Genomic DNA, 13148 nt, shown 5'->3' with positions numbered 1-13148 from the left:
AGGGTTCGCTATTCGATAATTGTTGCGTAGAATGCGCAAAAATTCGCAGGAATCACGAAGAATGCCACTCGACAGGATTGATATCGCCATTCTGGAGACCTTGCAGAAGGATGGCAGGATGCCGAACGCCGCCCTTGCCGAAAGGGTCGGCCTGTCGCAGTCGGCCTGTTCGCGCCGGCTCGACAATCTGGAGAAATCCGGAACCATCCGCGGCTATCATGCCCGGCTTTCCAATGCAGCACTTGGTCACCAGATGACGGCGATCGTGCACATATCGCTGTCGGGCCAGTTCGAGAAGACGCTGTCGGATTTCGAGGCTGCGATCAAGCGCTGCCCGAACGTGCTGTCCTGCCACCTGATGTCGGGCGAGTACGACTACATCCTCAGGATCGCGGCCAAGGACCTTGCCGACTACGAACGCATCCACAAGGAGTGGCTGTCGGCGATGCCGCATGTGACGAAGATCAATTCGTCTTTTGCCCTGCGCGAAATCGTCGACCGGACGGCGATGGGCCTGAAGCCCGAAATGGCCTGAGCATTCTCAGCCTTCCACGCCTTCAGCCGTCTACGCCTTGGCAGCCTCCGTCACGATCCGGTCCATCGGGATATCGTGCGGCTGCGGGTAGATGGTGGCGATTCGCTGCAATTCGTAGCCGACGCCGATGACCAGCGGCTTGAACGGCATCGCCGCCAGCGTTCGGTCGTAGAACCCGCCGCCATAGCCCAGGCGATAATTGCCGGAATCGATGCCGACGATCGGCGAGATGACGATGTCGGGCAAGACCGGTTCGCCCTCGGCCGGAATCGGAATGTTCCACACGCCCTTCTCCAGCCGGTCGCCCGGAACATAGGCCCGGAAGATCAGCGGCTGTGCCTTTTCGATGACGACGGGCAGCGCGGTGCGCCCGCCTCGTTCATTGATGGCGGCCATCCATGGCCGCAGGTCCGGCTCGCCGCGAAACGGCCAATAGAGGCTGACCATGCGGCCGGCGATATCGCCGATCGCCGCGTCGAGGGCTCCGGCGATGCTCTGCGACATCGCCGTTCGCGCATCGGCGGAAACCGCGAGACGCGCCGCGATCAGGCGTTCCCGTTCGGCCTTGCGCCATCGTCTGACGTCGGTCCAATCGGATATCGGCGCGTGAAACGCGGGATCGAGTTCGTGCATGAAGCATGGCGGCGAGGAATATTGCGCCGGACCCTGGTCGTCGTGATCGTTGGCCATGCTTCACCTCATCGCTGTTTTCCATAACGCTATACCCGGCGGGGGGATGCGACATGTGCATTCACGACATGGAACGACGAGTCTCGGGCACGGCCTTCGTGTTGTTGCATTGCACAAAAGCTCCTACATCAAAGGCATGCGATATTGCTGGTCAGGGTGAATGCGATGGATCAAGCCAATCACCATGTCGTCGTCGTAGGGGCGGGGTTCGGCGGCCTCGAATTCACCCGCGCTCTCGCCGGTGCGCCCGTGCGCATCACCATGATCGACAAACGCAATCACCATCTTTTCCAGCCGCTGCTCTACCAGGTCGCAACGACGGCGCTGGCGACCTCGGAGGTCGCCTGGCCGATCCGCCACCTGCTGCGCAAGCGCAAGGACGTGACGACGCTGCTCGCCAATGTCACCGGCATCGACCGAGCCGGAAAACGCGTGCTGCTCGATGACGGCAGCACCGTCGCCTACGACACGCTGGTGCTCGCCACCGGCGCCCGACACGCCTATTTCGGCCACGACGAATGGGAGCCGTTCGCGCCAGGGCTGAAGACGCTGGAGGACGCCACCACCATTCGACGGCGCATTCTGCTCGCCTTCGAGCAGGCCGAGCGGGAAACCGATCCTGCCAGGCGCCAGGCGCTGCTGACGATTGCGATCGTCGGCGGTGGTCCGACCGGTGTCGAACTTGCCGGCACCATTGCCGAACTGGCGCACGACACACTGCGCGGCGAATTCCGCAACATCGACACGCGCGAGACGCGTGTGGTGCTGATCGAGGCTGGCGACCGCATACTGGCCAATTTTGCGCCGAAACTGTCCGATTATGCCGGAAAGGCGTTGAAGCGGCTCGGCGTGACGATCGAACTCGGCCGGGCGGTCACGCGCTGCGACGCCGAGGGCGTCGTCTTCGGCGACACGCATCTGCCGGCGAGGACCATATTGTGGGCGGCGGGCGTTGCCGCTTCGCCGGCAGCCGAATGGCTGGGCGCCGCCGCCGACCGGGCGGGAAGGGTGCTGGTTGAACCCGATCTCACCGTGCCGGGCAGCCCCGAGATTTTCGTCATCGGCGACGCCGCTCTCGTGCTGCGGCCCGATGGACGGCCCGTTCCCGGCGTGGCGCCTTCCGCCAAGCAGGAGGGCCGCCATGTTGCCGCGACCATCAAGGCCAGGCTTGCCGGTGATACGAGCGTACGGCCGTTCCACTACAAGCATGCCGGGGACCTGGCCACGATCGGCAAGCGCGCCGCGGCGATCGATTTCGGCTGGATCAGGCTGACCGGCTGGCCGGCCTGGTGGCTGTGGGGACTGGCGCACATCTATTTCCTGATCGGCTTCCGCAACCGGCTCGCGGTGTCGCTGAGCTGGCTATGGATCTACGTCACGGGCCAACGCAGCGCCCGCCTGATCACGCAGGGCGACGACGACAAGGGCTGATCTTCCGCGCTTGCGACCGTTCATCCGCGCGTCATCTGTTGCTGATCGACTGACAGCTCCGACGCGCGCAACTTCTTGAATGGACTCGAATAGGTTTCAGCGCGAAGTTCGCTTCGGGCAGGGTCTTTCGTGTCGTCGAAAAGGAGAAAACATGTCGCAGCCGCTCCATTCCGTCTCCCGCCGCGGTCTCCTCGCGGGCGCCGCCGCCACGGGCGCGCTAATTGCGCTTCACCCTTTCTCCGCCCGCGCCCAGGCCAACCAGGCGCATCTCCGGATCATGGAGACCACCGACATCCATGTGAATGTGCTGCCCTATGACTATTACGCCGACAAAGCGAATGACACGATGGGACTGTCGCGCACGGCCTCCCTGATCGACGCGGTGCGCAAGCAAGCCGTTAATTCGATGCTGATCGACAATGGCGACCTGCTGCAGGGCAATCCGATGGGCGACTACATCGCCTATGAAAAGGGCATGAAGGACGGTGACCTGCATCCGATCATGAAAGGCATGAACCTGCTCGGCTACGAGTGCTCGACGTTGGGCAACCACGAATTCAACTACGGCCTGTCCTTCATGGACAAGGTTCTGGCCGGCGCCAATTTCCCCTTCGTCTGCGCCAACCTGATCCGCGGCACCGAGCTTGCCGCGAACCCGCGCGACGACAAGCTCTACCTCAAGCCCTACGTCATCCTCGACAAGAAGATCAGCGACGGTTCAGGCACCGAGCAACCGATCAGGATTGGCATCATCGGCTTCGTGCCGCCGCAGATCATGGTCTGGGATCTCAAGAACCTCGAAGGTAATGTCAGAACGCGCGACATTGTCGAGGCCGCCAAGGCCTGGGTGCCGCAGATGAAGGAAGAGGGCGCCGACATTATCATCGCGCTCTCGCATTCTGGCATCGACGTCAAGCAGGGCGATATGATGGAGAACGCATCGTTCTTTGTCGCCGGCGTCGAAGGCATCGACGCGGTGTTCACGGGTCACCAGCATCTGGTGTTCCCTGGCAAGAAGGATTTTCAGGCGCTCGAAGGCGTCGATGCGCAAAAGGGTACGCTGCAGGGCAAGCCGGCCGTCATGGGCGGCTTCTGGGGCTCGCATATGGGCCTGATCGACCTGATGCTGGAGCGCGACGGCTCGAAATGGAAGATCGTGTCCGCCACCTCGGAAGCGCGGCCGATCTTCGAACGTGTCGACAACAAGAACAAGCCGACTGTCGCGGACGACAACCGCATCATCGCCGCGCTCGAGCAGGACCATCAGGCAACGCTCGCCTATGTGCGTCGTCCCGTCGGCAAGACCGCAGCGCCGCTCTATTCCTATTTCGCGCTGGTCGCCGACGATCCGTCGGTTCAGGTCGTCAGCCAGGCGCAGACCTGGTACCTCCAGGACATCCTGAAAAACACACAATGGAAGGACGTGCCGCTGCTGTCGGCGGCAGCCCCCTTCAAGGCCGGCGGGCGCAACGGCGCCGACTACTACACCGATGTGCCGGCAGGCGACATCGCCATCAAGAACGTCGCCGACCTCTACCTTTATCCCAACACCGTGCGGGCCGTTGAGATCACCGGAGCGCAGGTCAAGGAATGGCTGGAAATGTCGGCCGGCATCTTCAACCGGATCGAACCTGGCAAGGCCGACCAGGCGCTCATCAACACCGACTTTCCGTCCTACAATTTCGATGTTATCGACGGCGTCACCTACAGAATAGATCTGTCGCAGCCGCCGAAATACGATGCCAAGGGCGGGCTGGCGAATGCTAGTGCCAATCGCATCGTCGGCCTGATGTTCGACGGCAAACCGATTGATCCCAATCAGAAATTTGTCGTTGCAACGAACAACTACCGGGCCGGCGGCGGCGGCAATTTTCCTGACATCGACGCTTCCAAAATTATCTACGAAGCGCCAGACACCAACCGCGACGTCATCGTCCGCTACATCGTCAAGCAGGGCACCATCAACCCGTCGGCGGACGGCAACTGGTCGTTCGCGCCGCTGCCCGGAACCAGCGTCGTGTTCGAGACAGGGCCCAAGGCGAAGGACCTCATCGCCGAAGTGAAGTCATTGAAGATCGAGCCGGCGGGCGCCGGCGAGGCAGGATTTGCGAAATACCGCATCCTTCTCTGACCGCCATTCGCAATTGCGCCGCGGGCCATTTCTGGATCATGCCCGGCCAGTCGCCCGGCGACGAGATCGAAGGCGCGCCGGCATTGATTTGGCAGTTCCAGGTGCCGAGAGTTCATATACCGGACGAGGGTCGACACGGATCCCGTCTTTGCCTGGCGGAAACGTCTATGAGCACAGCCGGGCTTATGCGATAGATTAGCCATGCGTTATGTCATCGTCATCGCCGCCGTTGCGTTTTTCCTGATCTGGGACGGTCTCTACAACCAGGGCCGGTACCTCGATATGACGGTGAGGAATGTCTCTCACGTGGTGCGTTACGTCACCGGCAAGGCCTAGTTCCCGTTCAGGTCTCGTGCATCCCGGGCGCGTCGCAAGGACGCGCGGCACCCTGAACGGTTGACCTGACGGTTTCGTCGTCACAAAAGACCCCGGATTTTTGATCGAGGAGGCGGGGTTGATCCGGCATATCGTTTTCTTCAGCGCGCGGCGTGGCGAGGATGTGGAGGCAGTGCGCTCTGGGCTGCTGGCGCTCGGCGGCATTCCCCATTCCAGCCTGTTCGAGGTGACGCTGAACACCAAGGTCGATCCGCTGTCGGATGAGATCGACGTGGTCGTCTACGCCGAGTTCACCGATGCCGCCGCATTGGCCGCCTACAAGGCGCATCCGCTCTATGCGCAGACCACCAGCAGGGTCAAGCCATTGCGCGAACTGCGTTATTCCGCCGATGTGGTGGCCGGAAGCTGATTCGAGCGCCCTTGAACCCTTTTGCGCAATGATGCACACCGCGCTGGCATGATCCAAACACCACCCACAGGCACTCATCCGCTCGATCACCTCGTGCTGCCGACCTCGAGCCTGGATGTGGCGCGGGCGCGGCTAACGGCCCTCGGCTTCATCGTCGCGCCGACAGGCATCCATCCATTCGGCACGGAAAATTGCTGCGTCTTCCTCGCGGACGGCACCTATCTGGAACCGCTGGCTGTAGGCGATGATCAGGCCGCGATGAAGGCCGCCGGCCAGGGCAATGTCTTCGTCGCGCGCGACCGGCTCTATCGTGACCGCAATGGCAATGAAGGTTTTTCCGCCGTGGTCCTGACCACGGACGACGCCGATGCGGACCATGCACGCTTTGTCGATGCGAGCCTGTCGGGCGGGGACATGCTGGGCTTTTCGCGGGCGTTCACCGACGCTGCCGGCAAAAGCGACATGGCGTCATTCAAACTGGCCTTCGCGTCGACCGGGGGTTCAACCGATGCGTTCCTGTTCGCCTGCCAGCGCGTCAACGCGCCGGAAGTGGACCGCACAGCGCTGCAGGCTCATGCCAACGGTGCCACGGGAATTGTCGAGATCGTGGCGATCAGCGACGAGCCCGCCGAGCAGCGCCGGCTGATTTCCGTGGCAGTAAACGATCCGACGGCTGACGCGCGCGCCTCCATTTTTCGTCTACCTAACGCTATCTTGGCTGTACTCGACCCGGCCTCTTTCACGGCACGCTTTGGCGTGCCCGCCGGTAAGCCGACGCAACTCCGCTTCGCGGCAGTCGTCTTTTCGGTTCGGCGTGCCGCTGTGGCGGCAGGTCTGCTTGCAGCCAATTCCATCAGATACGATATGTCGGGCAGTGATATCGTCGTGCAGCCGACATCCGGGCAGGGCGCGGCCTTCATCTTTCGGGAGATACAATGAGCAACGCCTTGGCGCCCAATTCATCGGTAACCGTCGGCAATGTCGTCTTCGACAACGCAGCACCGCTGTCGCTGATTGCCGGCCCCTGCCAGTTCGAATCACGCCAGCATGCCTTCGACATGGCCGGCGCGCTGAAGGAATTGACAGGCAGGTTGGGCATCGGCCTCGTCTATAAGACCAGCTACGACAAAGCCAACCGCACCTCCCTGTCGGCAACGCGCGGTGCCGGCATGGAGGCGGCGCTCCCGGTCTTCGACGAGTTGCGCAAGGAATTCTCCTTGCCGGTACTGACCGACGTCCACACCGAGGAACAGTGCGCCATCGTTGCGCCGCATGTCGACGTGCTGCAGATCCCGGCCTTCCTGTCGCGCCAGACCGACATGCTGGTTGCCGCCGCAAGGACGGGCAAGGTGATCAACGTCAAGAAGGGACAGTTCCTCGCGCCCTGGGACATGAAGAACGTGGTGGCCAAGATCACCGGCTCCGGCAACGCCAATGTCTTGACCACCGAGCGCGGCGCCTCGTTCGGCTACAACACGCTCGTCTCCGACATGCGGGCCCTGCCCATTATGGCCGACATCGGCGCGCCTGTGATTTTCGACGCCACCCATTCGGTCCAGCAGCCGGGCGGGCAGGGCGGTTCGTCCGGCGGCGAACGCCGCTTTGTCGAGACCTTGGCCCGCGCGGCTGTCGCCGTCGGCGTTGCCGGCGTCTTCATCGAGACCCACCAGGATCCGGATAATTCGACCTCGTCCGACGGACCGAACATGGTGCCGCTGAAGGACATGCCGGCACTTCTGGAGAGGTTGATGGCGTTCGACCGGGTGGCGAAGGCCCGCTGACCCGGCGCAACTGAAGGTCGTCGCCGCGGAGGGCATATATCGGCCTGCCACGTCAGTGAGAAGTCACCTTCATACAGGCGGAAAAAGTCGAACAGACCGGCGGAAAAGTCGGGAACCTTCGATCTCGCCCCTCATTGTGAAAGTCCAGAGCAACGACAATGAGGAGCACATCATGACAACCCAGGCAGGACACACAGAGGCTATCGCTGCTTCGCGGGTCATCGGCACATCCGTCTATAACACCGAAGGAACGAAGATCGGCAGCATCGAGGACGTCATGCTCGACAAGCTGTCCAACGGCATCATGTTCGCTGTGATCGGTTTTGGCGGCTTTCTTGGCATGGGTGAAAAATATCACGCCATCCCGTGGGCGAGTTTGGATTACGATGAGGATAGGGGCGGCTATGTCGTGCCATTCTCGAAGGACCAGCTGAAAGCCGCTCCCGCCTATTCGATCAACGAGCTGACGGGCGCCGATGGCGAGGCCGCACGTGACGCCTCCTACAATTACTACAAGGTCGAGCCTTACTGGCATTGACCGGCCAGCCTGACGTGAAAAGGCCCCCGCAAAACGCAGCGGGGGCCTTTTACATGATCGCCTGCCGTGCTTACTCCGCGCTGCGGAGGGTCGACAGTTGCACCGCGCCCTGTGGAGGCTGCTGGTTGTCGCAGGACGTCAGGAACGCCGCCGCGATCAGGAACAAACTCACGATACCGCTTAACTCGGACATGGCGAAACTCCTCCTGTTTCGCCCCGCGCAGCCGCCATCATAGACCGGCGGCCATCCTATGGCGCATGACTTATGATGACAGGAATTTGCGCTTCGTGAATCGCGCCGGCGGCAATAATTGGCGGTGGCCCGATTGCCTTTTGCGCCGCTTTGGCTAAGACGGGCGCGACGTTTCGTCAGATCAATCGGGGACATCGCAATGACCGCCATCATCGACATTGTCGGGCGTGAAATCCTGGACAGCCGTGGAAATCCGACCGTCGAGGTCGATGTCGTGCTCGAAGACGGTTCGATGGGCCGCGCGGCCGTGCCGTCTGGAGCTTCCACCGGCGCGCATGAAGCCGTCGAACTGCGCGACGGCGGCGCCCGCTATCTCGGCAAGGGCGTGCTGCGGGCCGTCGAGGCGGTCAACGGCGAACTGTTCGAGGCAATCGGCGGCATGGAAGCCGAAAACCAGATCCACATCGACCAGACCATGATCGAACTCGACGGCACGCCCAACAAGAGCCGGCTCGGCGCCAACGCTATTCTCGGCGTGTCGCTGGCGGTGGCCAAGGCCGCGGCCGAAGCCGCCGGCCTGCCGCTCTATCGTTACGTCGGCGGCACCAAGGCGCATCTGCTGCCGGTACCGATGATGAACATCATCAATGGCGGCGCCCATGCCGACAACCCGATCGATTTCCAGGAATTCATGATCCTGCCGGTCGGTGCGCCAACGCTGCGCGAAGGCGTGCGCTGGGGTTCTGAGGTCTTCCACACGCTGAGGAAGAAGCTGAAGGACGCCGGCCACAACACCAATGTCGGCGACGAAGGCGGCTTTGCCCCGAACCTGAAGAGCGCGCCGGTGGCGCTCGATTTCATCATGGAGTCGATCGAGCAGGCCGGCTTCAAGCCGGGCGAGGAGATTGCGCTCGGCCTCGATTGCGCTGCGACGGAATTCTTCAAGGACGGCAACTACGTCTATGAAGGCGAGAAGAAGACACGCGATCCGAAGGCGCAGGCGAAATACCTGGCCAAGCTCGCCGCCGATTATCCGATCATTTCGATCGAGGACGGCCTTGCCGAGGATGACTGGGAAGGCTGGAAATATCTGACCGACCTGATCGGCAAGAAGACGCAGCTCGTCGGCGATGATCTCTTCGTCACCAATACGGCGCGCCTGCGCGATGGCATCCGCATGGGGGTCGCCAATTCGATCCTGGTCAAGGTCAACCAGATCGGATCGCTGACCGAGACGCTCGATGCCGTCGAGACCGCGCACAAGGCCGGCTACACCGCCGTCATGTCGCATCGCTCGGGCGAGACCGAGGATTCGACCATCGCCGACCTCGCCGTCGCCACCAATTGCGGGCAGATCAAGACCGGATCGCTGTCGCGTTCCGACCGCATGGCCAAATACAACCAGCTCATCCGCATCGAGGAAGAACTCGGCAAGCAGGCGCGCTACGCCGGCAAGTCGATGTTGAAGGGCTGAGCCGGAGCATCTGACACAGGGATGGCGGTGAGGGGCGGGAATTCCCGCCCTTTTTCGTTGGAGCGCCTGTGGACGCGTCATCCGTAACCGTCCGTTAAGCACAATGGAGCGAAAAAGACCGTGGTCGCCCGAGTTCGCGACTGCGAGGGAACGGACGATGTGGACGCGTCAGCACAAACAGAGAAACACCGGCCGGCTGATTATCCCCTCGCTCTGCGCGGTGTTCCTGGCCTATTTCGGCTTTCATGCCTATCACGGCGAGTTCGGCATCAATTCGAAATACCAGCTGGAGGCCGAGACTGTTGCCCTGCAGGCCCAGCTCGATGCGATCAAGGCGCGCAGGATGGAGCTGGAACGGCGCGTCAAGCTGATGCACGACGGCACGCTGGAGAAGGACATGCTCGACGAGCAGGCGCGTAAGGCGCTGAATTTGTCCCAGGCCGACGAAATCACCATCATGTTGCCGGTCTCGGCAAAGTAACCAATATCAGGTTAATCACCAATATTTTCAATGATTCTAATTGCTTAGTCGCATGCCAGCTATGCAATTTCGACATGGCGGAACACGTTCTCACGTGTTAGCCTCCCCAAAATCAGTGGGGAGAGCTGATCTCCCCTGAGCAGATTTCATCTTGCTCGAGCAGATTTCATCTTGCTCGAAATGTCCGCGAAGAGACGCCAACAGGGAGTGATGCATGGCAACCGCAGCCAGGAAAGCGCCTGCCAAATCGAAATCCGACGGCAAATCGGGCCTTTCCGCGCCCAAACCAGTGGAATTCACCAAGGACGAGGAGCTCGCCGCCTACCGGCACATGCTGCTTATTCGCCGTTTCGAGGAAAAGGCCGGCCAGCTTTACGGGATGGGCTTCATCGGCGGCTTCTGCCATCTCTACATCGGCCAGGAAGCGGTCGTCACCGGTATGAAGATGGCGCTGATCGACGGTGACCAGATGATCACGGCCTACCGCGACCACGGTCATATGTTGGCGATGGAACTGTCGCCGCGTGGCGTCATGGCCGAACTGACCGGCCGCCGAGGCGGCCTGTCGAAGGGCAAGGGCGGCTCCATGCACATGTTCTCCAAGGAGAAGCATTTCTACGGTGGCCACGGCATCGTCGGCGCGCAGGTGTCGCTCGGCACGGGCCTGGCCTTCGCCAACCGCTATCGCGGCAACAACAATGTCACGCTGACCTATTTCGGGGACGGGGCCGCAAACCAGGGCCAGGTCTACGAAAGCTTCAACATGGCCTCGCTTTGGAAGCTGCCGGTGATCTACATCATCGAGAACAACCGCTATGCCATGGGCACCTCGGTATCGCGCTCCTCGGCGGAGACCGACTTCTCGAATCGCGGCGCCTCGTTCAAGATTCCCGGTATCCAGGTCGACGGCATGGACGTGCGTGCTGTCAAGGCCGCCGGCGATCTCGCTACCGAATGGTGCCGTGCCGGCAATGGGCCGCTGATCCTCGAAATGCAGACTTACCGCTATCGGGGCCATTCGATGTCCGACCCGGCGAAATACCGCTCCAAGGAAGAAGTGCAGAAGATGCGCTCCGAGCATGACCCGATCGAGCAGGTCAAAGCGCGGCTGATCCAGAAGAAGTGGGCAAGCGAGGACGAATTGAAGACCATCGACAAGGAGGTTCGCGACGTCGTCGCCGATGCCGCCGAGTTTGCCCAGCACGACGCCGAGCCGGATCCGTCCGAGCTCTGGACCGACATCGTATTGTAACGGGAGGGCAAGGACATGCCGATCGAAATTCTCATGCCCGCCCTTTCGCCGACCATGGAAGAGGGCAATCTTTCCAAGTGGTTGAAGAACGAGGGCGACAAGGTCGTCGCCGGCGACGTCATCGCCGAGATCGAAACCGACAAGGCGACGATGGAAGTCGAAGCTGTCGATGAGGGCACGCTTGCCAAGATCGTGGTTCCCGCAGGCACCGAAGGCGTCAAGGTCAACGCGGTGATCGCCGTGCTGGCTGTCGATGGCGAAGACGTCGACAAGGCCGGCGAAGGCATCGGTGAAGAGCCCGCCAAGACTGAGGCAAAGGCGCCGACACCGGCACCCGCTGCGGCCAAGAGCGAGGCAGCGGCGCCTGTGGCGGCCGCGCCGAAGACGGAAGTCGCCGCCGATCCTGACATACCCGCCGGGACCGAGATGGTCTCGACCACGGTGCGCGAAGCGCTGCGCGATGCGATGGCGGAGGAAATGCGCCGCGACGGCGATGTCTTCGTCATGGGCGAGGAAGTTGCCGAGTACCAGGGCGCCTACAAGATCACCCAAGGCCTGCTGCAGGAGTTCGGACCGCGTCGCGTCGTCGACACGCCGATCACCGAGCACGGCTTTGCCGGCGTCGGGGTCGGTGCGGCGATGGCTGGGCTGAAGCCGATCGTCGAATTCATGACCTTCAACTTCGCCATGCAGGCGATCGACCAGATCGTCAACTCGGCCGCCAAGACGCTCTACATGTCCGGCGGACAGATGGGCGCGCCGATCGTCTTCCGCGGGCCGAACGGCGCGGCGGCTCGCGTCGCCGCCCAGCATTCTCAGTGCTACGCCGCCTGGTACAGCCACATACCAGGCCTGAAGGTGGTGATGCCTTATACCGCCGCCGACGCCAAGGGACTGCTCAAGGCGGCGATCCGCGATCCGAACCCGGTCATCTTCCTCGAAAACGAAATCCTCTACGGCCAGTCCTTCGACGTGCCGAAGCTGGACGACTTCGTGCTGCCGATCGGCAAGGCGCGCATCCACAAATCAGGCAAGGACGTCACCATCGTCTCCTTCGGCATTGGCATGACCTATGCGGTCAAGGCCGAAGCGGAACTGCGCGGCATGGGCATCGACGCGGAGATTATCGATCTCAGGACCATCCGTCCGCTCGACTTCGACACCATCATCGCCTCGGTGAAGAAGACCAACCGGCTGGTCGTGGTGGAAGAAGGCTTCCCGCAGAACTCGGTCGGCGACCATGTCGCCAACCAGGTGTCGCAGCGAGCCTTCGATTTCCTCGACGCGCCGGTCATCACCATCGCCGGCAAGGACGTGCCGATGCCCTATGCGGCCAATCTCGAAAAGCTGGCTTTGCCGAATGTCGGCGAGGTCATCGAGGCCGTCAAAGCCGTCTCATATCGCTGAACCGGGCGGGAGGACACAATGCCAATCAACATCACCATGCCGGCCCTCTCGCCCACCATGGAAGAGGGCAATCTGTCGAAGTGGCTCGTGAAGGAGGGCGACAAGGTTTCGCCCGGCGATGTCATTGCCGAGATCGAGACCGACAAGGCGACGATGGAAGTCGAAGCCGTCGATGAGGGCACGGTGGCGAAACTGGTCGTTCCCGCCGGCACCGAAGGCGTCAAGGTCAATGCGCTGATCGCCGTGCTTGCCGCCGAGGGTGAGGACGCAAGTGCCGCCGCGAAAAGCGGTGGCGATGCCGCACCGGCGAAAGCGGAGCCTCCCAAGGCTGAGACATCGAAGACCGAGAGTCCCACCTCTCCGTCCGATGGGGGAGGTCGCGCCGCGGGTGAACCCACCGCCGCGCCCCCCACCCCGGCCGGAAGGCCTGCCGACCCTCCCCCCAAGGGGGGGGGGGGAGGGCGCCCCGTTGCTTCGCCGCGCGCGCGCC

Annotated in this window: 15 protein-coding genes; 13 read left to right on the top strand and 2 right to left on the bottom strand. The window is 62.2% G+C overall.

All coding sequences use genetic code 11. The features are described 5' to 3' along the window. Window positions 1–61: 61 nt before the first annotated feature. Window positions 62–535, top strand: a complete 474-nt coding sequence (locus LB541_RS25295) for an Lrp/AsnC family transcriptional regulator (RefSeq protein ID WP_140501327.1) — start codon at window positions 62–64, stop codon at window positions 533–535. A 30-nt stretch (window positions 536–565) separates the two neighbouring features. Here the strand turns inward: LB541_RS25295 and LB541_RS25290 are convergent, their stop codons facing one another. Beyond that, on the bottom strand, window positions 566–1225 hold the full coding sequence (locus LB541_RS25290) for a 5-formyltetrahydrofolate cyclo-ligase (protein WP_140501329.1): 660 nt from the start codon (window positions 1223–1225) through the stop codon (window positions 566–568). Between the two features lie 165 nt (window positions 1226–1390). On the opposite strand from LB541_RS25290, the gene LB541_RS25285 reads away from it, so the two are divergent. The 7 genes from LB541_RS25285 (at window position 1391) to LB541_RS25260 (ending at window position 7851) form a co-directional block, all read left to right on the top strand. Further along, window positions 1391–2656: an NAD(P)/FAD-dependent oxidoreductase gene (locus LB541_RS25285; RefSeq protein WP_140525508.1), complete on the top strand. Its 1266-nt coding sequence runs from the start codon at window positions 1391–1393 to the stop codon at window positions 2654–2656. Window positions 2657–2807: 151 nt separating this feature from the next. After that, window positions 2808–4787 carry a bifunctional 2',3'-cyclic-nucleotide 2'-phosphodiesterase/3'-nucleotidase gene (locus LB541_RS25280; RefSeq protein WP_140650873.1) on the top strand — a complete coding sequence of 660 codons (1980 nt, stop codon included), beginning with the start codon at window positions 2808–2810 and terminating at the stop codon, window positions 4785–4787. A 201-nt stretch (window positions 4788–4988) separates the two neighbouring features. Then, window positions 4989–5123, top strand: a complete 135-nt coding sequence (locus tag LB541_RS28575) for a hypothetical protein (RefSeq protein WP_263486323.1) — start codon at window positions 4989–4991, stop codon at window positions 5121–5123. 118 nt (window positions 5124–5241) lie between these two features. After that, window positions 5242–5532 carry a Dabb family protein gene (locus LB541_RS25275; RefSeq protein ID WP_140501335.1) on the top strand — a complete coding sequence of 97 codons (291 nt, stop codon included), beginning with the start codon at window positions 5242–5244 and terminating at the stop codon, window positions 5530–5532. Window positions 5533–5580: 48 nt separating this feature from the next. Then, window positions 5581–6471: a VOC family protein gene (locus tag LB541_RS25270; protein WP_140501350.1), complete on the top strand. Its 891-nt coding sequence runs from the start codon at window positions 5581–5583 to the stop codon at window positions 6469–6471. Further along, window positions 6468–7313, top strand: a complete 846-nt coding sequence (gene kdsA, locus LB541_RS25265; protein ID WP_140557261.1) for a 3-deoxy-8-phosphooctulonate synthase — start codon at window positions 6468–6470, stop codon at window positions 7311–7313. The genes LB541_RS25270 and kdsA overlap by 4 nt, the downstream gene beginning before the upstream one ends. 172 nt (window positions 7314–7485) lie before the next feature. After that, entirely contained in the window at window positions 7486–7851 is a 366-nt protein-coding gene (locus LB541_RS25260) for a PRC-barrel domain-containing protein (RefSeq protein WP_140501340.1), read from the top strand. A 70-nt stretch (window positions 7852–7921) separates the two neighbouring features. On the opposite strand, the gene LB541_RS28570 is transcribed toward LB541_RS25260, so the two are convergent. Next, complete coding sequence (locus LB541_RS28570) at window positions 7922–8044, bottom strand: hypothetical protein (protein ID WP_263483006.1); 123 nt, start codon at window positions 8042–8044, stop codon at window positions 7922–7924. Window positions 8045–8243: 199 nt separating this feature from the next. Between LB541_RS28570 and eno the strand changes: the two genes are divergently transcribed. The 5 genes from eno to LB541_RS25235 all read left to right on the top strand — a co-directional run. Further along, window positions 8244–9518 carry a phosphopyruvate hydratase gene (eno, locus tag LB541_RS25255; RefSeq protein WP_140501342.1) on the top strand — a complete coding sequence of 425 codons (1275 nt, stop codon included), beginning with the start codon at window positions 8244–8246 and terminating at the stop codon, window positions 9516–9518. A gap of 157 nt (window positions 9519–9675) precedes the next feature. Further along, window positions 9676–9999 (top strand): FtsB family cell division protein, encoded by a 324-nt coding sequence (locus LB541_RS25250; RefSeq protein WP_140501344.1) that lies wholly within the window; start codon window positions 9676–9678, stop codon window positions 9997–9999. A gap of 214 nt (window positions 10000–10213) precedes the next feature. Further along, window positions 10214–11251: a pyruvate dehydrogenase (acetyl-transferring) E1 component subunit alpha gene (gene pdhA, locus LB541_RS25245; RefSeq protein ID WP_140525504.1), complete on the top strand. Its 1038-nt coding sequence runs from the start codon at window positions 10214–10216 to the stop codon at window positions 11249–11251. Window positions 11252–11266: 15 nt separating this feature from the next. Further along, window positions 11267–12658, top strand: coding sequence for a pyruvate dehydrogenase complex E1 component subunit beta (locus LB541_RS25240; RefSeq protein ID WP_140501348.1), 1392 nt, complete (start codon window positions 11267–11269; stop codon window positions 12656–12658). Between the two features lie 18 nt (window positions 12659–12676). Continuing rightward, window positions 12677–13148: biotin/lipoyl-containing protein (locus LB541_RS25235; RefSeq protein WP_224619858.1), on the top strand; the 472-nt coding region annotated here is incomplete at its 3' end.

The sequence above is a fragment of the Mesorhizobium sp. BR1-1-15 genome (genome assembly GCF_020165475.1).
Taxonomy (GTDB): Bacteria; Pseudomonadota; Alphaproteobacteria; order Rhizobiales; family Rhizobiaceae; genus Mesorhizobium.
This window is presented reverse-complemented; position numbering and strand designations above follow the sequence as displayed.